We start from the raw sequence: 20,380 nt of genomic DNA, 5'->3' as shown, positions 1-20,380 counted from the left end.
CATTTGATCTGTTTGAGTTACAACATGTTTTTCAGGCGAGGTGGGTGATGAACGTCCTTGTTCATTTATTGCTCACTGCGGAGGGATAAACTTCAAACCGGTTTAGATCACGCCGTCGCCGCCGTCAGAACACCATACCTGACCGGAGGTAAAGGAACACTCATTCGAGGCCAGCGTGACGTACAGCGGGGCAATCTCGACGGGCTGTCCCGGACGACCCAGCGGGGTATCCCCCCCGAACTCCTTCACTTTCTCCATCGGCTGGCCGCCGCTGGACTGGAGTACCGTCCAGTACGGGCCGGGGGCGACCGCGTTGACGCGAATGCCTTTCGGACCCAACTGTTTGGCTAAGGATTTGGTAAACACCGCCAGACAGGCCTTCGTCTGGGCGTAGTCCAGCAGTACGGGGCTGGGCTTCACCGCCTGAACGGAGGAAGTGTTAATGATCACGGACGACGCTTTCAGGTGGCGCAGGGCGGCCTTGGTGATCCAGAAGGGGGCGTAAACGTTGGTTTTAAACGTCGCGTCAAAATCTTCGGTGGTCAGCTCTTCAAGGGATTCCCGGAACTGCTGACGGCCTGCGTTGTTGACCAGAATATCCAGTCCGCCCAGCTTCGAAACGGCTTCTTCGACCAGATTCTGGCAAAAGGTTTCGTCCCGGACGTCTCCGGGCAGCGCGATGGCCTTGCGGCCTTCCGCTTTGATCAGGTCGATGACCTCGGCGGCATCTTTCTCTTCTTCAGGCAGATAGTTGATGGCGACGTCTGCCCCTTCACGGGCGTAGGCGATAGCCACTGCGCGACCAATCCCGGAGTCACCACCGGTGATCAGCGCTTTTTTGCCGGCAAGGCGGCCATGCCCTTTATAGCTTGTTTCACCGTGGTCGGGTACAGGCTGCATTTCAGACGCCAGTCCCGGCGGCGTTTGCGGCTGTTCCGGGAACGGAGGTTTCGGGTAAGCGTTCGTACGTTGTGTAGTATCACTCATAGCTGACTCCTTAAGCCAAGGGGTGAGATTTGATGGATAGTTGCAGCGTTAACGCTTCGCTGAATTATTTCTGCAAACGATCAACACGAACGACGGCAGGCGATGATTTTTTATCAAGCGAACCGTTGATACTGATCATCTGATCGGGTTTTACCGTTCTGCCGTCGAAGACTGCCTGGGGAATAATAACGTCGATTTTTCCGGTTTTATCCTGGAATACAAACTTATCGCCGCTACCGTCAATAAGATTACCGCGCAATGAAATTGTCGCGCCATCGTGCAATTGTTTTGCCTGATCGATGGTCATAATACGCGCGTCGTCGGTTCCACGATATCCGCTGTCCAGCGCGTGGGGCGGTGGCGGTGCTTCACCTTTTTGTAACCCGCCGTTATTATCTGCCCATGCAGCTGGAACCAGAAATATCAAAAAAGCGGAAATAAGTGATAATTTCATCTGATATCCTTCATTTTGGAGTGTCTTGACATATTAAGTATTGTTGCTATTCCTTTATGTGGCAAATGTGATAAGTCTTAAAAACATTCTCTTTGGAAATCAAAACTATCTTGAAATAAGCGAAACGGTGACAACGACTATGAAGCATGAAAATGAAAAGTTACCCGGGATAGATGAGAGTTATCGCTTGTTGAGGTTTGAATATTCATTTCGCCAGGTGGGTTTTGTGGTCCTCCTGGCTATTATCATCGCAGCGGTTGCTGGTCTGTTTTCCAGCGGGATGGTGAGCGATACGGCCAAAACCAATTCCGCTAACTCATTGAGCATAAACTATGAACGCTTCGGCCGGCGGGAGACGGAGTCAAGAATGCAGGTCACCTTCCCGGTGAAGACGGAGGGCAGCTATACCCTCAGCCTGACCACCGACAGCAGCGACGTGTACGAGCCCGGCAGCGTCTGGCCGCAGCCAGACAAAATGTATAGCCACGGCAAAACCCTCTATTTGGTCTATGACGACCTGCAAAAATCAGACAACTTCTCTGTTTTATACTTCACGACACCTTCCAGAGCCGGTAAATGGAACACCGTCATCCGCGTCAACAACGAGCCGGAGATTAACCTTTGGCAATTTATTTATCCCTAGGAGGCTGATATGGATATGGTCTTTCGCGCGCTGGCGATTTATCTGTTTCTCGTGGTGGTATTTAAAGTGGCAGGGCGACGGGCGCTGCTGCAGATGACCAGCTTTGATCTCATCCTCCTCTTAATTATTAGTGAGGCGACGCAACAGGCGCTTTTGGGGCAGGATTTCTCCGTTACCGGTGCAATGATTACCATTACCACGCTGGTGGTCGTTGACATTATATTTGGCCTGATGAAGAAATATTTTTCCCCGGTGGAGAATATTCTTGATGGGACCCCTGTGATTCTGGTTGAGAATGGCGTTCCATTAGCGGATAAGCTAAAAAAAGTCGACGTATCTTGTGATGATATTCTGGTGTCAGCGCGTCAAAATAATGGCATTACAGAACTTAGCGAAATTAAATATGCCATACTTGAGCGCAATGGACATATTTCAATCATTCCTGTTGAAAAATAAGAGGCGGCAAGATGAGCAATCTTTTACACGACAGTCATTATACCGTGAGTGAACTCACCAAAAAGCTGGCGAGTAAATTAACCGATGCCGGGCTGCGCTTAACCACCGCGGAATCCTGCACGGGAGGAAAGCTCTCGGTGGCGCTGTGTGCAGAGGAAAACACGGCCGATTTTTATGACGTCGGGCTGGTTGTGTTCAGCGATGAAGCCAAATCGCGGATCCTCGGCGTGCGTCAGGAGACGCTGGCGCGCTATACCGCCGTCAGTGAACAGACGGTGACCGAGATGGCCGCCAGCATCCGCGACATTGCCCAGGCGGATATCAGCATCGCCATCAGCGGCTACGCGGGCCCGGAAGGAGGCGATGACGGCACGGCGGCGGGAACGGTCTGCTTTGCCTGGAATATCTGCGGTGAGACGAAAACCCGCACCGTCCTTTTCTCCGGCGACTGCCAGGATGTGGTGGAAAAAGCGGTGCAATTTTCGCTCGCTGAACTGGTGACAACATTGTCGGACGGCAATAACGGCTAAATTCACGCGGAGGTTCTATGGCGGTCATAGTGATTACCGGCGGGACGGCGGGCGTGGGAAAAGCCACGGCGCTGAAATTTGCAAAGGCAGGTTACGATGTGGGGCTTATCGCCCGCGATGAAGCCAGCCTGCACTCCACCCAGGAAGAGCTGCGCCGCTTCGGCGTTAATGCCCACGCGGTGCAGGCGGACGTCGCCGACAGCCAGGCGGTGGTGGATGCGGCTAACGAGATCGAGTATCGCCTCGGGGCGATTGATGTCTGGGTCAACAATGCGATGGGGGCCGTGCTGGCGCCGTTTCGTACCCTGACGCCGGATGAGTTTCGTCGCGTGACAGATGTTACCTATCTCGGATTTGTTAACGGCACCCGCGCCGCGCTGGAGCTGATGGTACCCCGCGACAGGGGGGTGATTATTCAGGTGGGGTCCGCACTGGCCTACCGTTCCATCCCTTTGCAGTCGGCCTACTGCGGGGCCAAAGCGGCGATCCGCGGATTCACCGATGCGGTGCGCACGGAGCTGATGCACGAGAACAGCCGGGTTCAGCTTTCCATGGTGCAGATGCCGGGACTCAATACGCCGCAGTTCGAATGGGCAAGGAATAAGTTCGCCTGGGCGATGCGACCGGTGCCGCCGGTCTTTGAGCCTGAAGTGGCCGCCAGCGCCATCTTTAAGGTTGCGCAGAAACCGGTGCGCGAGCTGTGGGTGGGCAGCAGCACTATCCAGTCCATCGTTGGGCAATTCTTCTTTCCGGGCTACCTTGACCGTCTGATGGTAAAAAAAGCCTGGGAAGGCCAGATGACCGACGATCTGAACGCAGCGGATCGGCGGGACTATCTCGACCAGCCGATTGACGACCTGCACAAAATCCATGGTCGTTTTACCGACGAAGCGAAGAACCGCGCTACTTCCGTCACCTCAGGTATGCCGGGCAAGGTGGCGCTGGGGGCCCTCGCGGTGGCGGGGATTATGCTGACGCGTCTGATAACCTGCCGGAAACGCTAATCAGCGCAGCGCGCTGCGGTGCGTCCAGAACCAGCGGTAGCCGTAGGCGCCAATACTGAGTTCGACGGTTTTGCCGCAAACCAGCGCGTCGTCGTAGCGTTTGTCCGCGAGGCAGGCGGTCCAGGTGGCGTTGCGGATCCCTCTGGCGGTGAACTGCACCGGCTGGTCGCTGAAGTTTACGAAGGTCAGAATGCTGCGCTCGTCGGTCTCGTAATAGATCCCCAGCACCGCGTCATGATTGAGGGTGATGAGGCGAAAGGGCGCCACGGCAATTTCGGGGAACTCCGAGCGGGTATTGGCAATATCAATAATCCGGTGCAGGAGTGAGTTGCGGTGGAGCAGCGAATCGGCGACGTTGATTTTCTGATAGCGGTAGGGCCCGTGGTCGATTATCGGCGCAATAAATTTTTCAGGATCGGCCGCCGAAAAACCACCGCCCTGTGAACCCGCCCACTGCATTGGGGTGCGAACGGCGTAGCGCTCCTCCAGTTCAAGGTCATCACCCATGCCGATCTCATCCCCGTAGCGCATCACCGGGACGCCCGGCAGGGAAAAGAGCACCGCGTGGCAGAACGCCAGCCGCTTTGGATCGCCATTCAGCATCGGGGCCAGACGTCGGCGGATCCCACGCTGATAGACGTTCATCTCCTCGTCAGGGGCGAAGGTGTCGAGCACGAACTGTTTATCTTTCTGGCTAATCCCTTCCAGATCCAGCTCGTCATGGTTGCGCAGCCAGTTGGCAAAACAGCATGAATCTGGCGGGACGATCATCTTCTTCACCGCGTTGCGCAGCGGGCGGGCGCTTTTTCTGGCCAGGCTGACGTAGAAATACTTGTTGAGCCAGAAGTTGAGCACCAGATGCAGGCGGTCGTTATTGCCGAAATAGTCTTTATAAACCTCAACGTCTACGTCCACTTCGCCGAGCAGGATCGCGTCCGGATTACGCTGTTCGATAAGACGGCGCATGTGCTCCAGGATCCACAGGCCCTTTTTCTCGTCACCGCTGCCCGCCTGCTTCGTGAGGTGTGATGCGGCATCCAGCCGAAATCCCGATACCCCCAGCTTGAGCCAGAAGAGGATAATATTCTCAATCTCCTTAAGCACGGCGGGCGAGGTCAGGTTCAGGTCCGGCTCGTGGCGGTAGAACATGTGTCGGTAATACTGTCCCGCCTCGTCGTCCCAGCTCCAGACGCTCTTTTCCACGCCGGGAAACATGGGGGGCGTATCGTCGTCGTCGTTATCCGACCAGATATAGTAATCGCGATAGGGCGAGGCGGGGCTGCGGCGGGCCTGCTGGAACCAGGGATGGGCGTCCGAGGTGTGCTGGATCAGCAGCTCAATAATAACCTGCATGCCCAGCTCCCGGGCCTGTTCGATAAAGGCGATGATATCGGCCAGTTTTCCGAAGCGGGGATCCACCTGCAGATGGTCGCTGACGTCGTAGCCCTCATCGAGAAAGGGCGTGAGGTAAAACGGGGTGATCCAGATAACCGTCGCCCCCATGCGACGAATATAGCGCAGCTTGGACGCGATCCCGGCGATGTCCCCGCAGCCATCGCCGTTCATATCGTAAAAAAGCGCGGTATCAATCTGGTAGATAATGGCCCGTGTATGCCAGTCCGTCATAGCGTTCCTCAGTGATAGCCTTCAGTATCCGAAACCTTGCCCCGGAAGACGTAGTAGCTCCAGGCGGTGTACACCAGAATCACCGGAATTATCAGCAGGGTCCCGACCAGCATAAACAGCTGGCTGGCGGGGGGCGCCGCGGCTTCCCACAGGGTGATGCGCGGCGGAATAATGTTTGGCCACAGGCTGATACCCAGGCCGCTAAATCCGAGGAAGATCAGCCCCAGCGTCAGCAGGAAGGGGCGCGAGTGGCTGGCCGGGTTGCGGGTCAGCCGCCAGATCAGCACGCTAAACAGGCCTACCAGCAGGGGAACCGGCAGGAACCAGAAGAAGTTGGGCAGGGTAAACCAACGGTCGGCCACGTACTGCCAGCCGAGCGGCGTCCAGACGCTGACAACCGCGATCACCACCATCAGGGCCAGCAGCACGTGGCGGGTTAGCTCGCGCATGCGGCGTTGCAGGGCGCCTTCACTTTTCATGATAAGCCAGGTGGTGCCCAGCAGCGTGTAGGCGACCACCAGGCCGATACCGCAGAAAAGGTTAAAGGGCGTCAGCCAGTCAAGCGGCGAGCCCACAAAGCGTCTGCCCTCAACCTCAAAGCCGTTGATCACCGCCCCCACGACGATCCCCTGGCTGAAGGTGGCGAGCAGAGAGCCACCGGCGAAGGAGTAGTCCCAGAACTTGCGGTGCGAAGGCGTCGCTTTAAAACGAAACTCAAAGGCGACGCCGCGAAAGATGAGACCGATCAGCATCGCGGTAAGGGGGATAGTGAGCGCATCAATGATCACCGCGTAAGCCAGCGGGAACGCGCCGAACAGCCCCGCGCCGCCGAGCACCAGCCAGGTCTCGTTGCCGTCCCATACGGGCGCTACGCTGTTGACCATCACATCGCGCTCTTTCGCATCGCCCACGAAGTTAAACAGCAGGCCGATGCCCAAATCAAAGCCATCCATAATGATGTACATCAGCGTGGCAAAGACGATGATGGCAAACCAGATAACAGAGATATCGACGCCCATCAGTTTCTCTCCTGTTCCGGAACAGACTCCGCGGCAGACAGTGGACGGGCGGGGGTGCCCGACGTGTTTGACGTCAGCGTATCGACGGGCTGCGGGCCTTTCTTAATCAGCCGGATGAGGTACACATAGCCCACGCCAAACACCGACGAGTAGACAACGAAGAACGCCAGCAGGCTGATGCTCATCTGCAGGGTGCTGTGCAGGGAGACCGCGTCAATCGTGCGCAGATAACCGTAAACCACCCACGGCTGGCGGCCCACTTCGGTGGTCACCCAACCGGCGAGCAGCGCCACCAGACCCGCGGGCCCCATGCAGAGGGCAAACCACTGAAACGGACGCGAGTGGTAGAGCCGGTGGCGATAGCGTAGCCAGAGGCTGACCAGACCGAGGGTAATCATCAGCAGGCCCATTCCGACCATGATGCGAAACGACCAGAAGACGATGGTCGAGTTTGGGCGATCCTCTTTCGGGAAGTCCTTCAGCGCCGGGACCTGCTTATCGAGGCTGTGCGTCAGGATAAGGCTGCCGAGCGCGGGAATTTCAAGACCGTATTTGGTGCGCTCCTCGTCCATATCGGGCAGGCCAAACAGCAGCAGCGGCGTGGCCTCGCCGGGCGGATTTTCCCAGTGCCCCTCTATGGCGGCAATTTTGGCTGGCTGATGCTCAAGCGTGTTCAGACCGTGCATATCGCCCACGACGGCCTGAATGGGGGCAACCAGCAGCGCCATCCACATCGCCATGGAGAACATGGTGCGTATGGCAGGGGTATCGTTACCGCGCAGCAGGTGCCATGCGCCCGACGCGCCGACAAACAGCGCGCTGCTCAGAAATGCGGCGATGGCCATATGAATCAGGCGGTAAGGGAAGGAGGGGTTAAAGATAATCGCCAGCCAGTCCTGCGGAATGACCTGCCCGTTCTCGATAGTAAAACCCTGCGGGGTGTGCATCCAGCTGTTTGAGGCGAGGATCCAGAAGGTCGACATCAGCGTGCCGAGCGCCACCATGCAGGTTGAAAAGAAGTGCAGCCCAGGGCCGACCTTGTTCCAGCCGAACATCATTACGCCAAGAAAGCCAGCTTCCAGGAAGAAGGCGGTTAACACCTCGTAGGTCAGCAGGGGACCGGTAATACTGCCTGCGAACTGGGAGAACCCGCTCCAGTTGGTGCCGAACTGATACGCCATGACCAGCCCGGAAACGACACCCATCCCGAAGTTAACGGCAAATATCTTGAGCCAGAAGTGGTACAGCGAGCGCCAGACGTCGTTTTTGGTGCGCAGCCACATGCCTTCAAGCACGACCAGATAGCTGGCAAGACCGATGGTGATCGCCGGGAAAAGAATGTGAAACGAGACGGTAAATGCGAACTGAATTCTGGCGAGATGAAATGCATCAAGTTCGAACATGGTCCGTACCTCTGAAGCGATGGGGCACGAGAATTGCCGGGCAGGTCAGGATGCCCGGCAAAACCGATTACGGTTTACTCTTTCCGGCACCCAGCTCGGCACCGGTCAGCGGGTCGGAATGGGGATCGGACTTGGTGCGGGCAGACATCGCCTTAACCAGGGTTGCCTGTTCAGCTGTGAGCGTCACGCTGGCGCTACCGTCTCCGCCATCAACCGCAGGCTGGGGGGACTCAACGTAATCAAAGTGCTTATCGCTGTTCCAGCTTCCGCGAACCTCTCCACCTTCAGACATATTGTAGTACTTGTTGGTGAATTCCTCGATTGGCGGCAGTTTTCCCGGCGGGAAATTGTTACGAATGGACTGCAGCGCCTTCTCAAAGGAGAGCTGATGCGCCGCCTCACGCGTCATCAGAAACGCCAGCGCGTCCTTCACTCCGGGATCGTCAGTGACGTTAATCAGCCGTTCATAGATGATTTTCGCCCTGGCCTCTGCCGCCACGTTCGAGCGCAGATCCGCCGTCGGCTCGCCGATGGTATCGACGTAGGCTGCCGTCCAGGGCACGCCCGCCGAGTTAGTGAGCGGGGTACCGCCGCCGTAGAGCAGGGAGGTGATGTGGCTGTCGTTACCGTTTTCGGTCATGGACCGATACAGTTCAGCCTCATTTTCCACCCCTTCCGCCAGCGCGCCTTTGGCACCTTTGTTCAGCATACCAACCAGCGTACCGATGATTTCGAGGTGGCTTAGCTCCTCGGTGGCGATATCCATCAGCATATCCTTGCGGCCCGGATCGTCATCGCTCAGGCCCTGAGTGAAGTAACGGCAGGCGGCAGCCAGTTCGCCCTGCGGCCCGCCAAACTGTTCCAGTAAAAGGTTAGCAAGACCGGGGTTGGGTTCGGCGACGCGAACCGTATATTGCAGCTGTTTGACGTGTCGAAACATAGGCACTCTCCTGTGGATTATTTTTTCGCTTCGACACCGTCTGCGTCTGAACGCAGCAGGAACTGTTCCGTCGTTTGCGGGATATGGCGAATCAGCCAGTCGGCCATTTCGCGCTCTTCTGCGAGGATCGTCTCAATGGCAGGCACAGAGGCGGTATCGCCCGCTTTTTTCGCCGCAGCGAGCAGGGAGGTGTAGCAGGCGATTTCAAACTGTTCGAAGACATAGCCGCTGATCGAGCCCTTAACGATCTCATCGGACGGGAACATACCGCCGATAGATTGACCCAGGGCCGCCATTTTGCTCATCGAGTCTTTTAAGACCGAACGAGAAATATCATTACGGTCGAGGATTTCCTCCAGCAATGTAATTTGCCGTTTTGTCTCATTAATATGTTGCTCAATTCTGGCGCGAACATCAGGATAATTATCAATACGGCTGGCCATGGACTCCAGCATAGATTCGGCTTGCTTTTCCATTGCATGGGCATCGCGTAGCCAGTCATGGTAGTGTTCTACGTGATTCATCATTGTATCCTCATTAGGGGTTCGCTTATTTGGTCTCACTTTCAGCAGCCTGATCGGCACGTGCGGCACTGTAGCCAGATAAGTGGCCGACAATATTGGCGTAAATGCTGATGATAATGACCCATAGTACGCTATTCTTCCACCATATTACGGAAGGGATAGCGAGAATGAACCATATTATTGCTGCCGCTAAATGGCACCGTTTAATTGTCCTGGGACTGATGCTCATTTTATTTAACCTGTCTTATCGCGTCATTTCTGCGCTTTTTGGTTAATATTGCCAACGGCCAGGTCGGTGAGTTTAAGGTCGGTCTCTTTCTCTTCTTCCAGCGTTTCGGCAAGAAGTTTAACGGCTTTTTTGTAGCCCAGTTGTTCTGCGAGGGTCGCAAGGGTACCGTAGCTGGCTATTTCGTAATGCTCCACTTTTTGCGCAGCGGCAATTAACGCGGCATCACGCACTTCATTTTTTTCCGTACTTTCGATAACTTCGTTGGCTTCTTCAATTAAGCCTTCCATTGCCACGCACTTCATGCGCTTGAGCTTAATACCGTCTTCCTGTTCGACGATCTGGTCAATACGTTCAATCTGACCCTGCGTCTCCTCCAGGTGCGCGGTGAAGGCGGCGCTCAGCTTCTCGCTGGAGGCGGCACGAGCGAGTTTGCTTAACGCTCGGGTAAGTTGTTTTTCAGCGCTGTAGGTATCGGACAGAAGATGAATAAATACATCCTCAACACTTTTCATATTCATAATAATTACGCTCCGGTAAAATAAGGAAAGGGTACTGCGAGCTTTTCAGCCCGCAGCATGCTCTCAGGTTTTATTAAAAGAGTACTAAATAAGATCAGGAGTTATCAGATTTACGGCCTCCGCCGTGACTGTTCTGTCCCCCTTTCTTACCCGCTTCAGATGCGCGTTGCGGATCGTTTTTGAAATTACCACCGCTGTGCTGGCCGCCTTTACGTCCAGCTTCTGATGCTTTTTCACGGTCTTCAGCGAAATTACCGGAACCACCACGATGCTCTGCCATATTAAACCTCATAGTCATATATTGGTTATGTCAGTACGATACGAAAATATTCCGTATCACTCGTCGTTCGAGTAATAACTCTAGTCGCTGTGAGGCATACGTCAAATTCGTTTCGCCATTAGCGGTTGCGTTATATTTAATTATTGCTGCGTTTGCGCTTCGCTTGGTTTGGAAATATGGAAGTGTGGGAAGGACTTGTAAACAAATGATCGGATTAGTCCTAAGTTTCATTTAAAAAGCGGAAGGTTGATGCCAATAATAATGGCTTAGCAAAAACGAATAATTTGCAAGCGGTGATTAGGAGAAAATTACCCCTTAAGGGCTAGAAAAAATAGCCGATACGAATCATAAGGAAAATCCTGGAAAAAGATGACGAGGCGGCTGACAGGGGGCGGTAGCACACGGTTTAACCACTGGCGTCTTAAGATCACAAATCAGAAATTCTTCCCCCCGGAAGGAACGGCCTTCTCTACACTCCAGGTAATATTCACTGGAGGCATGACATCATGGCGAACACCATCACGGCTGATGATATTCGGGAACATTTTTCGCAGGCTATGTCGGCGATGTACCAGCAGGAAGTTCCGCAGTACGGCACCTTGCTTGAGCTGGTCGCGGACGTAAACCTGGCGGTTCTGGAAAATAATCCACTATTACATGAACAACTGGCGAACGCCGACGAGCTGGCGCGCCTGAACGTGGAGCGTCACGGGGCGATCCGCGTCGGTACGGCACAAGAGCTTTCCACCCTGCGTCGTATGTTTGCCATCATGGGCATGTTCCCGGTCAGCTATTACGATCTTTCTCAGGCGGGGGTACCGGTCCACTCAACGGCGTTTCGTCCGGTTGACGATGCGGCGCTGTGCCGCAATCCGTTTCGTATCTTTACCTCACTGCTGCGCCTTGAGCTGATTGAAAACGTGGCGTTACGCGAGCGGGCGGCAGAAATTCTCTCTCAGCGGAACATCTTTACGCCGCGCTGTCTGGAACTTATTGACCTCTATGAGTCGGAAGGGCACTTTACCGAAGCGCAGGCGCACGAGTTTGTGCAGGAAGCGTTAGAAACATTCCGCTGGCACCGTCATGCAACGGTCGACCAGGAGACCTACCTGGCGTTGAGTAACGAGCACCGCCTGATAGCTGACGTGGTCTGCTTCCCGGGGTGCCATATCAACCACCTCACGCCGCGCACGCTGGACATTGACCGGGTGCAGGAGCTGATGCCGAAGTACGGGATTGAGCCCAAAATTCTGATCGAAGGGCCGCCGCGTCGTGAAGTGCCGATCCTGCTGCGTCAGACCAGCTTTAAAGCCCTCGAAGAGCCGGTGCTTTTCGCCGGGGAACATAAAGGCACCCACACCGCGCGCTTCGGTGAAATTGAACAGCGCGGCGTGGCACTGACCCCGAAAGGCCGTGAACTGTACGATAGCCTGCTGGCCCAGGCCGGAACCGGAAAAGATAACCTCACGCACCAGCTGCATTTGCGGGAGATTTTCAGCGCCTTCCCGGACAGCGAAATGTTCCTGCGCCGTCAGGAGCTGGCGTATTTTCGCTATCGCCTGACCCCGGCGGGAGAGGCCCATCGTCACGCGTTTCGTCCGGGGGATGACGCGCAGCCGCTGATCGAGCGCGGGTGGGTGGTGGCCCAGCCGATAATTTACGAAGATTTCCTTCCGGTCAGCGCGGCGGGGATTTTCCAGTCCAATCTCGGGAATGAAACCCAGGCGCGCAGCCACGGGAATGCCAGCCGCAATGCGTTTGAAGCCGCGCTCGGCTGCCCGGTGTATGACGAATTTACGCTCTACGAGGAGGCGGAAAAGCGCAGCAAACAGCGTTGCGGTTTGCTCTGAAATCGTTACTCTTCAGGGGTGTGATGGAAAAAATAAGGTCGTTATGCAAAATCCTTCCGCCCCTGTGGTTGAAACGCGCCAGGGCGCACTGTCTGGTTTAACCGATGAAAACGTTCACCTCTGGCGCGGTATTCCCTATGCCGCACCGCCCGTTGGCGACTGGCGCTGGCGCTCACCCCGGCCGCCGGAACGCTGGGATGGCGTGCGTGCAGCTACCGACTTTTCGCCCTCAAGCTGGCAAAGCAGTGAATATTGTCAGGAGCTGGGCGGGGGCGATCCCGGCCAGTTTTCTGAAGACTGCCTCTATCTGAACGTCTGGTCCCCTATCGACCGTACCGGGCCGCTGCCGGTCATGGTCTGGCTGCACGGGGGTGGGTTTACGATCGGTGCCGGAAGCCTGCCGCCGTATAACGGCAAAGCCCTGGCATCCCGCGGGGTGGTTGTCGTCACGATTAACTACCGTCTCGGCCATCTCGGCTTCTTCGCCCATCCCGCTCTGGAAGGGGAAGAGGAGCGGGTGGTGCATAATTTTGCCCTGCTGGACCAGATCGCCGCGCTCGAATGGGTGCGGGATAATATTGCCGCGTTTGGTGGCGACCCGAATAACGTGACCCTGTTTGGTGAATCCGCCGGCGCGCGCAGCGTGCTGTCGCTGCTGGCCTCGCCGCTGGCGAAAGGACTATTCCATAAGGCGATAGTGCAAAGCGGGTACACTTTGCCGGATACGCCGCGCGCGCAGGCCCTGCAAAAAGGGGAAGCGCTGGCCGCCCACTTCGGGTTGGAAAATGCGACGGCAGAGCAGCTGCGCGCGATCCCGCCCGAGGCGTTCTGGCCGCTGACCGCGCCGCTGAACGTCGCCCCGGCCCCTATCGTTGGGGATTGCGTTCTGCCGGAGGCGATGCTGGACGTCTTTTTCGCCGCCCGCCAGCATCCCGTGCCGGTGATGATTGGCTCCAACAGCGATGAAGCCAGCGTGATGGCGGTGTTTGGTGTCGATCTCGCCGGGCAGATCCAGAAGCTTCGCCGGGAGCGCCGCTTCGGGCTGGGGCTCATCAAGCTGCTTTATCCGGGCGTGAAGGGCGACGAGGAGCTCGGCAGGCAGGTGTGCCGCGACATGGCCTTCACCACTATGGGCTACGTGGTGATGCAGGCCCAGCAGCGCGTCGGCGGGCTTTGCTGGCGCTACTGGTTCGACTATGTGGCCGAAGCGGAACACGCCACCTATATCAACGGTGCCTGGCACGGCAATGAGGTGCCGTACGCGTTCGATACCCTCGGGCAGGTAGAGCCTTCGCGCCAGTACGTTAACGAACGGGATCTGGCGTTTGCCGCCCAGGTGGCTGATTACTGGGTGAGCTTTGCGCGCGATGCCGGAACGCATGACAGCCTTCACGGGCCGACGCGCTGGCCCGCCTGCCGCAAAGGGCGGGACGTGCTGTTACGTATTGGTGTGAATAAACATGCAGGTTTCAGGCTTGAAAACCGCTTTATGCGCGCCCGCATGAGCCTCTTCAAGCGCGTAATGAAGCACCACGTCAGCCTCGATTAAGCAAACAGGCGCGAAACGCCGCCAGACCATTCTCCTGACAAGGCGTTTCGCGCAGCACCAGCCGGTAGCTCGCGCCGGTTTTAATGCTGGTCTCATAGGGCCGCATTAGCCTTCCGGCGCGGATATCTTCTGCCACCAGCGTTTCGTCGGCAATGGCTATGCCCAGCCCCTGAATGGCGGCGGTAATGGCGAGATCCATCGTATCGAAGTGTTGATTTTTGTGCATAGCAAAGCCCGAACCTTCCTGATTTGCCAGCCACAGTGACCAGTCTGTCTTATCCCTTGTCGGATGAAGAAACGTCAGCGAACCCAGCGCGGCACCCGCTCGCACGGGGCTGAACACCGGCGTCAGCGCCTCTTCGAACAGCAGATCGCCTGCGCTCATGTGCGTGCCGAAGACGATGGCGGCATCGTAAGATTCGGTTTTGAAATTGACGTTATGATCGGTCGTGGTGGTGAGCGCGATCTGCAGATCCGGCTGCTCGCGCTCCACTTCCAGCAGGCGTGGCACCAGCCAGCGCATCGCGCAGGTGGGGGCCTTGAGGCGGATCACCGTGTGCTGGCTGCGGGCCTGGTCGGCCACGCTCAGCAGCTGTTCGAAGGAGGACTGCAGTTCGGGAAGCAGGGCGCTGCCCTGCGGGGAGAGGCGCAACCCGCGCGCGTGGCGCTCAAACAGCGGAAAGCCAAACCAGGCTTCAAGGGAGGCAATCTTACGGCTCACGGCCCCCTGCGTCAGGCAGAGTTCCGCTGCGGCATGGGTAAGATTCAGATGACGCGCGGTGACTAAAAATGCGTCGATGGCATTGAGCGGGAGCGAACGGCGTGACATTGAAACACCTCAGCTATGCATTTTTCTCATGGCTATTATGACAACAATTCGATTGTCCCGGCAACGGAGTTGTTGTTTGAATAGTTATGCAATATCCATGAGAAGGGAAAGAGGATGACTTTACGAACGCCGGTGCAAACGCGCTCCAAGCTGCCAGACGTGGGGACCACCATTTTTACCGTTATCGGCCAGCTTTCGGCCCAGCATAACGCCATCAACCTTTCTCAGGGGGCACCGAATTTTTCCTGCGACCCGAAGCTGATCGCCGGCGTTACCCGTGCGATGGAAGCAGGGCATAACCAGTATGCGTCGATGACCGGCCTGCAGCCGCTCAAAGAACGCATCGCCGATAAGATTGCCGCGCTATACGGCACGCAGTATAACCCTGCCAGCGAGGTGCTGGTCACCGCCAGCGCCAGCGAAGGGCTCTATTCGGCGATAAGCGGGCTGGTGCACCCTGGCGATGAGGTGATCTACTTTGAGCCGTCGTTTGACAGCTACGCGCCGATTGTTCGTCTGCAGGGGGCAACGCCTGTCGCCATCAAGCTCACGGTGCCGGATTTTGCCGTCAACTGGGATGAGGTCCGTGCGGCAATCACCCCGCGCACGCGCATGATCATCATCAATACGCCGCACAACCCGAGCGGCCAGGTCTTCTCCGCTAATGACCTGCAGCATCTGGCGGCGCTGACGCGCAATACCGACATCATTATTTTGTCTGACGAAGTGTATGAACACGTCGTGTTTGATGGGGAACCGCACCACGGGATGGCCACGCACCCGCAGCTGGCGGAACGTAGCGTGATTATTTCTTCTTTCGGAAAAACCTATCACGTCACCGGCTGGCGCGTGGGTTATTGTGTGGCGCCCGCAGAGCTGATGGACGAGATATGTAAAGTCCATCAATTTTTGATGTTCTCTGCCGATACGCCAATGCAATACGCGTTTGCAGAACACATGACCGATCCGCAAACCTGGCTGTCGCTGTCGGCGTTTTACCAGCGTAAGCGCGATCTGCTGCACGGCCTGCTGGCCGATTCGCCGTTTACCCTGCTGCCGAGCGCCGGGTCGTTCTTTATGCTGGCGGACTACAGCCAGTTTAGCGACGAGCGCGACAGCGAGCTGGTGAAGCGGCTGATTGTTGAGTACGGTGTTGCCACCATTCCGCTGTCGGCGTTTTATGCCGACGGCACGGATAATAAATTGATTCGCCTCTCTTTTGCGAAAGATGAGGCGACGTTACGGGCAGGTGCCCAGGCCCTGTGTCGGGTTAAACCACGCTAAGGAGTATGAAATGAAATTACGCGCGTTAGTTGTCGGCATGGGATTGCTGTGTACCTTTTCCTCCTTCGCGGCCACCGAGCTGCGCTACGGTCTGGAAGCGGAATATCCGCCGTTTGAAAGCCGTAATGCGGCAGGCGAACTGGAAGGGTTTGACGTTGAGCTGGGAAATGCCATCTGCAAAGCGGCAGCGCTGAAGTGCAGCTGGGTCGAAACCTCGTTTGACGCGCTGATCCCGGGGCTGGTGGCGAAGAAGTTTGACGCCATCAATTCGGCGATGAACATTACCGAGCAGCGCCGCAAGAGCATCGATTTTACCCAGCCGATCTACCGCATTCCGTCTCAGCTGGTCGGCAAGGCCGGTACGGCGGTCGAAGCGACGCCTGAAGGGCTGAAGGGGAAAACCATCGGCGTGCTGCAGGGGTCGATTCAGGAAACCTATGCCAAAGAGCACTGGGAAAAGCAGGGTGTCACCGTGGTGTCCTATAAAGATCAGAATATGGCCTGGGGTGACCTGCTGAATGGCCGCATTGACGCCTCGCTGGTCATGTCCGCGGCCGGGCAGGCGGGTTTCCTCAGCAAGCCGCAGGGAAAAGGGTTTGGCTTCATCGGCAAACCGGTGTCTGACGACACAATCCTCGGCAGTGGGATCGGCTTTGGGTTGCGCAAAGGTGACGAGGCCACCAAAAAGCAGCTTGATGCCGCCATTGATAAAGTACGTGCCGACGGCACGATCGCCAAACTCGCTGATAAGTACTTCCCGGGTATCGATGTCAGCGTAAAATAACCGCCTCATTGGCCCCGTCAGCTGATGTCCTGACGGGGCATTTTTCTACACATTTTCCAGGCTTTCTTTACACCACTTTCGGGCCGTTCTGGTCGACAGAAAATATTTCTCACTTTGTTCAGATAATCACCGGCCAACAATTGGATTCTTAACCATTTTTGTTTAGGCTGTGCGTTCTTTCTTGCCGTCATTTCGCCGAGCGCGAAACACATTCACACGACCATAAGGACGTTTTTCCAGGCATGAATCGCAGACGTTTTCTAAAAGGCTCGCTGGCTGTGGCAGCCCTGAGCGGCACCTCCGGCCTTGCTTCCCTGTTTTCCAAAGCGGCATATGCGGCTGACTCTGACATCGCTGACGGTCAGAGCCGTCGGTTTGACTTCTCCGTACTGCAATCCATGGCGCATGACCTGGCGAAAACCCCGTGGGGTGGCGCGCCGCGTCCGCTGCCGGAGACGCTGGCGACCATGACGCCGCAGGCGTATAACGCCATCCGCTACGATGAAAAACAGTCTCTGTGGAACAACATTGAAGGGCGTCAGCTGGACGTGCAGTTCTTCCATATGGGAATGGGGTTCCGCCGCCGCGTGCGGATGTTCTCGCTGGACCAGTCTACTTCTATGGCGCGCGAGATCCACTTCCGCCCTGAGCTGTTCAGCTACGGTGACACGGGTGTCGATACCAAACAGCTGGAAGGGCAAAGCGATCTCGGCTTCGCGGGCTTCCGCGCCTTTAAAGCGCCTGAGCTGGCGCGCCGCGATATTGTCTCTTTCCTCGGGGCGAGCTATTTCCGCGCGGTGGACGACACCTACCAGTACGGGCTTTCCGCGCGCGGTCTGGCGGTAGATACCTTTACCGACACCCCGGAAGAGTTCCCGGACTTCACCTCCTTCTGGTTTGAAACCGTCAAGCCTGGCGATACCACCTTTACCGTCTATACGCTGCTGGACAGCCCGAGCGTCACCGGTGCCTATAAATTCGTGATCCACTGCGAGAAGAGCCAGGTGATCATGGAGGTGGAAAACCACCTCTACGCACGTAAGGACATTAAGCAGCTGGGCATCGCGCCGATGACCAGCATGTTCAGTTGCGGCAACAACGAACGCCGCATGTGCGACACCATTCACCCGCAAATCCACGACTCCGACCGCCTGGCAATGTGGCGCGGCAACGGGGAGTGGATCTGCCGTCCGCTCAATAACCCGCAGAAGCTGCAGTTTAATGCCTATCTGGACAAAAACCCGAAAGGGTTCGGCCTGCTGCAGCTCGATCGCGATTTCTCCCACTATCAGGACGTGATGGGCTGGTATAACAAGCGCCCGAGCCTGTGGGTTGAGCCGCGCAACGACTGGGGGAAAGGATCTATCGCGCTGATGGAGATCCCAACCACTGGTGAAACGCTGGATAACGTGGTCTGCTTCTGGCAGCCGGAAAAACCGGTGAAAGCGGGCGACGAACTGGACTTTAAATATCGTCTCTACTGGAGCGCGCAGCCGCCGGTGCGTTCCCCGCTGGCCAACGTTTACGCGACCCGCACCGGCATGGGCGGATTCCCGGAGGGCTGGGCGCCGGGCGAACACTATCCGAAAGTGTGGGCCCGTCGCTTTGCGATTGATTTCGTCGGCGGCGACCTGAAGGCCGCTGCGCCAAAAGGCATTGAGCCGGTGATTACGCTCTCCAGCGGTGAAGCGAAGCAGGTTGAGATCCTTTATGTTGAGCCGTTTGACGGGTATCGCATTCTGTTTGACTGGTACCCAACGTCGGATTCGACGGAGCCGGTGGATATGCGCCTGTTCCTGCGCTGCCAGGGCGATGCCATCAGCGAAACCTGGCTGTATCAGTATTTCCCGCCAGCGCCGGATAAACGTCATTACGTTGATGACCGGGTAATGCGTTAACGATCGATTCCCTCTCCCTGTGGGAGAGGGTTAGGGTGAGGGGCAATGACCGCAACACAATCCGAAACTATTCCCGTATCTGACGCGCTCGAGCTTCGCGCCGTCGAAGAGCGTTACACCGCCGAACTGCATAACCTCGTCGTCAAAAACAGAGCCTATCTGCAAACCGCCTTTGACTGGGCGCAGCACGTGGGCAGCGAGGACGATACCCGACGCAACGTGCAGAGTAACCAGATGCTGCACCAGCGCGGCTACGCCAAAATGTTTTTGATCTTCAGGGAGGATGCGCTGGTCGGCGTACTGTCGTTTAATGCGATTGAGCCTGCCAACAAAGCCGCGTACATCGGCTACTGGCTGGATGAAGCACACCAGGGGCAGGGGATCCTCTCGCAGTCGCTGCAGGCGTTTATGCGCTACTACGCTGAGAGCGGTGAGATCCGCCGTTTTGTGATCAAGTGTCGGGTGGCGAATCAGCACAGCAACAGCGTGGCCCTGCGCAACGGTTTTACGCTGGAAGGGTGCCTGCGGGAAGCGGAATACCTCAATGGCGTCTATGACGATGTGAACATCTACGGCAAAATTTATACCCTATAGCGCCCCCAGCAGCGGCGTGCGGGTGATGCGCTGGTCGCCGTTGATCACCTTTTCACCGCGCAGGTGAATGCTCTCACCAGCAAAGGCCTCTATCACCGCATCGTCGGTGATTTCTACCCGATGCTCAATCAGCACGTCGCCGCTGATCCGCGCGCGTCCCTGAATCACCACTTTATCATCCAGCATGATCGGCCCGCCGCGCAGCCATGCCTGACCGCCGATCAGGACGTGGTGCTTGATGATGCAGTTTCCTTCCACCACGGCGTTCTCGGCAATCTGAGAGCTGTAGCGCAGGGTAGGGATGGCGTCATCGTCGAAACCGGCTATCACGCGGGCGTTGCCGTACACTTTGGCGCAGTCGCACACCCAGACGTTGTTGAGTTCGTTACCTTCGAGGATCGCGCAGTCGAACACTTCGGCGCGGTGCTCAACAAACGCGTTATTCACCATCGCCTCGCCGTATATTTGTGCCTGATGCACAATGCGCGATCGGCTTACCGTCGCCTTGCCGTAGATTTGCAGGATCTGGTCGTGGTCCGGCGTGAGTCCTTTAGCGGCAATGATGACGCTGTTGTGCAGCACGCGCGCATCGCCGTAGAGATGGCACTCACCCCGCACGCAGGAGTGCTGAATAGTGACGTTGTCACTTATTCGCGCCCCGTGGCTGACCTCTGCGGCGTCAAGCCAGCAGTTATCGCCGATATGCGCGTCATGGCTGACGGTGCACGGCAGGGTCAGGCGCGCGTTCCCGGACACGGTTGCGCCAGCGAATACCACGCTGTTTTCATCGTAGATCCAGCAGTCTCCGTCCTGCGCAAGGGCGCGCTCATCGTCAATCCAGCCGCCTTTCGTGCCGGCCTTCACATCGTTAAAGTCCACCGTAGCGATAATCTGCCGCAGCGTCGTTGAGTGGGATGTTTCGCCATTTTTCCATTGCCAGAGCCGGGTTTCATCGCTGAGCCGATACTTATTCATCGTG

General features: G+C 56.8%; 22 protein-coding genes. 10 read left to right on the top strand and 12 right to left on the bottom strand.

The window, feature by feature from the left end; translation table 11 throughout:
* Positions 1-102: 102 nt before the first annotated feature.
* Both ACTJI7_RS01115 and ACTJI7_RS01110 read right to left on the bottom strand, forming a co-directional pair.
* Positions 103-987 carry an SDR family oxidoreductase gene (locus ACTJI7_RS01115; RefSeq protein ID WP_063942489.1) on the bottom strand — a complete coding sequence of 295 codons (885 nt, stop codon included), beginning with the start codon at positions 985-987 and terminating at the stop codon, positions 103-105.
* A 64-nt stretch (positions 988-1,051) separates the two neighbouring features.
* Positions 1,052-1,441, bottom strand: a complete 390-nt coding sequence (locus ACTJI7_RS01110) for a YdeI family stress tolerance OB fold protein (RefSeq protein WP_008502282.1) — start codon at positions 1,439-1,441, stop codon at positions 1,052-1,054.
* Positions 1,442-1,580: 139 nt separating this feature from the next.
* Between ACTJI7_RS01110 and ACTJI7_RS01105 the strand changes: the two genes are divergently transcribed.
* Genes ACTJI7_RS01105 through ACTJI7_RS01090 form a run of 4 tightly spaced genes read left to right on the top strand, consistent with a single transcriptional unit; the run spans position 1,581 to position 4,074 of the window.
* Complete coding sequence (locus ACTJI7_RS01105) at positions 1,581-2,084, top strand: hypothetical protein (RefSeq protein ID WP_041912012.1); 504 nt, start codon at positions 1,581-1,583, stop codon at positions 2,082-2,084.
* A gap of 9 nt (positions 2,085-2,093) precedes the next feature.
* Positions 2,094-2,540, top strand: coding sequence for a DUF421 domain-containing protein (locus ACTJI7_RS01100; protein ID WP_028013100.1), 447 nt, complete (start codon positions 2,094-2,096; stop codon positions 2,538-2,540).
* Between the two features lie 11 nt (positions 2,541-2,551).
* Positions 2,552-3,070 (top strand): 2-oxo-tetronate isomerase, encoded by a 519-nt coding sequence (locus ACTJI7_RS01095; RefSeq protein ID WP_047368522.1) that lies wholly within the window; start codon positions 2,552-2,554, stop codon positions 3,068-3,070.
* A 17-nt stretch (positions 3,071-3,087) separates the two neighbouring features.
* Complete coding sequence (locus tag ACTJI7_RS01090) at positions 3,088-4,074, top strand: SDR family oxidoreductase (RefSeq protein WP_048999539.1); 987 nt, start codon at positions 3,088-3,090, stop codon at positions 4,072-4,074.
* Here the strand turns inward: ACTJI7_RS01090 and ACTJI7_RS01085 are convergent, their stop codons facing one another.
* From ACTJI7_RS01085 to ACTJI7_RS01050, 8 genes are all read right to left on the bottom strand, one after another.
* The gene (locus ACTJI7_RS01085; RefSeq protein WP_182035571.1) at positions 4,075-5,700 is read right to left on the bottom strand and encodes an alpha-amylase family protein; all 1,626 of its coding nucleotides are present in this window, start codon (positions 5,698-5,700) and stop codon (positions 4,075-4,077) included.
* Between the two features lie 8 nt (positions 5,701-5,708).
* The gene (gene cydB / locus ACTJI7_RS01080; RefSeq protein WP_028013104.1) at positions 5,709-6,719 is read right to left on the bottom strand and encodes a cytochrome d ubiquinol oxidase subunit II; all 1,011 of its coding nucleotides are present in this window, start codon (positions 6,717-6,719) and stop codon (positions 5,709-5,711) included.
* A complete protein-coding gene (locus tag ACTJI7_RS01075; protein ID WP_028013105.1) occupies positions 6,719-8,122 on the bottom strand; it encodes a cytochrome ubiquinol oxidase subunit I in 1,404 nt (467 codons plus the stop codon). Before ACTJI7_RS01075 ends, cydB begins: the two co-directional genes overlap by 1 nt.
* A gap of 67 nt (positions 8,123-8,189) precedes the next feature.
* The gene (locus tag ACTJI7_RS01070) at positions 8,190-9,062 is read right to left on the bottom strand and encodes a manganese catalase family protein (protein ID WP_028013106.1); all 873 of its coding nucleotides are present in this window, start codon (positions 9,060-9,062) and stop codon (positions 8,190-8,192) included.
* Between the two features lie 17 nt (positions 9,063-9,079).
* The gene (locus ACTJI7_RS01065) at positions 9,080-9,586 is read right to left on the bottom strand and encodes a ferritin-like domain-containing protein (RefSeq protein WP_028013107.1); all 507 of its coding nucleotides are present in this window, start codon (positions 9,584-9,586) and stop codon (positions 9,080-9,082) included.
* 25 nt (positions 9,587-9,611) lie between these two features.
* Positions 9,612-9,815: a hypothetical protein gene (locus tag ACTJI7_RS01060; RefSeq protein WP_008502273.1), complete on the bottom strand. Its 204-nt coding sequence runs from the start codon at positions 9,813-9,815 to the stop codon at positions 9,612-9,614.
* 23 nt (positions 9,816-9,838) lie between these two features.
* Positions 9,839-10,333: a YciE/YciF ferroxidase family protein gene (locus ACTJI7_RS01055; RefSeq protein ID WP_008502272.1), complete on the bottom strand. Its 495-nt coding sequence runs from the start codon at positions 10,331-10,333 to the stop codon at positions 9,839-9,841.
* 94 nt (positions 10,334-10,427) lie between these two features.
* Positions 10,428-10,613 (bottom strand): general stress protein, encoded by a 186-nt coding sequence (locus ACTJI7_RS01050; RefSeq protein ID WP_004150795.1) that lies wholly within the window; start codon positions 10,611-10,613, stop codon positions 10,428-10,430.
* Positions 10,614-11,119: 506 nt separating this feature from the next.
* Here ACTJI7_RS01050 and hglS point away from each other — a divergent pair.
* A complete protein-coding gene (gene hglS, locus ACTJI7_RS01045; protein ID WP_440669519.1) occupies positions 11,120-12,463 on the top strand; it encodes a 2-oxoadipate dioxygenase/decarboxylase HglS in 1,344 nt (447 codons plus the stop codon).
* Between the two features lie 43 nt (positions 12,464-12,506).
* A complete protein-coding gene (locus ACTJI7_RS01040; RefSeq protein ID WP_100170316.1) occupies positions 12,507-14,012 on the top strand; it encodes a carboxylesterase/lipase family protein in 1,506 nt (501 codons plus the stop codon).
* Here ACTJI7_RS01040 and ACTJI7_RS01035 read toward each other — a convergent pair.
* A complete protein-coding gene (locus ACTJI7_RS01035; protein ID WP_063154040.1) occupies positions 13,999-14,841 on the bottom strand; it encodes a LysR family transcriptional regulator in 843 nt (280 codons plus the stop codon). The genes ACTJI7_RS01040 and ACTJI7_RS01035 overlap by 14 nt on opposite strands.
* A 114-nt stretch (positions 14,842-14,955) precedes the next feature.
* Here ACTJI7_RS01035 and ACTJI7_RS01030 point away from each other — a divergent pair, with 114 nt between their 5' ends.
* From ACTJI7_RS01030 to rimL, 4 genes are all read left to right on the top strand, one after another.
* A complete protein-coding gene (locus ACTJI7_RS01030; protein ID WP_047368528.1) occupies positions 14,956-16,125 on the top strand; it encodes a pyridoxal phosphate-dependent aminotransferase in 1,170 nt (389 codons plus the stop codon).
* 10 nt (positions 16,126-16,135) lie between these two features.
* The gene (locus tag ACTJI7_RS01025) at positions 16,136-16,909 is read left to right on the top strand and encodes a transporter substrate-binding domain-containing protein (RefSeq protein WP_025756391.1); all 774 of its coding nucleotides are present in this window, start codon (positions 16,136-16,138) and stop codon (positions 16,907-16,909) included.
* 242 nt (positions 16,910-17,151) lie between these two features.
* On the top strand, positions 17,152-18,807 hold the full coding sequence (locus ACTJI7_RS01020) for a glucan biosynthesis protein D (RefSeq protein WP_045260490.1): 1,656 nt from the start codon (positions 17,152-17,154) through the stop codon (positions 18,805-18,807).
* 45 nt (positions 18,808-18,852) lie between these two features.
* Positions 18,853-19,401 carry a 50S ribosomal protein L7/L12-serine acetyltransferase gene (gene rimL, locus ACTJI7_RS01015; protein WP_063154044.1) on the top strand — a complete coding sequence of 183 codons (549 nt, stop codon included), beginning with the start codon at positions 18,853-18,855 and terminating at the stop codon, positions 19,399-19,401.
* Here the strand turns inward: rimL and ydcK are convergent.
* Entirely contained in the window at positions 19,396-20,376 is a 981-nt protein-coding gene (ydcK, locus tag ACTJI7_RS01010; RefSeq protein ID WP_048958177.1) for a YdcK family protein, read from the bottom strand. The two genes, rimL and ydcK, sit on opposite strands and share 6 nt — an antisense overlap.
* Positions 20,377-20,380: the final 4 nt, after the last annotated feature.

The sequence above is a fragment of the Enterobacter sp. 22499 genome (assembly GCF_052044815.1).
GTDB lineage: Bacteria > Pseudomonadota > Gammaproteobacteria > Enterobacterales > Enterobacteriaceae > Enterobacter > Enterobacter bugandensis.
The sequence above is the reverse complement of the archived record's forward strand: the minus strand, read 5'-3'. Positions and strand labels throughout refer to the sequence as shown.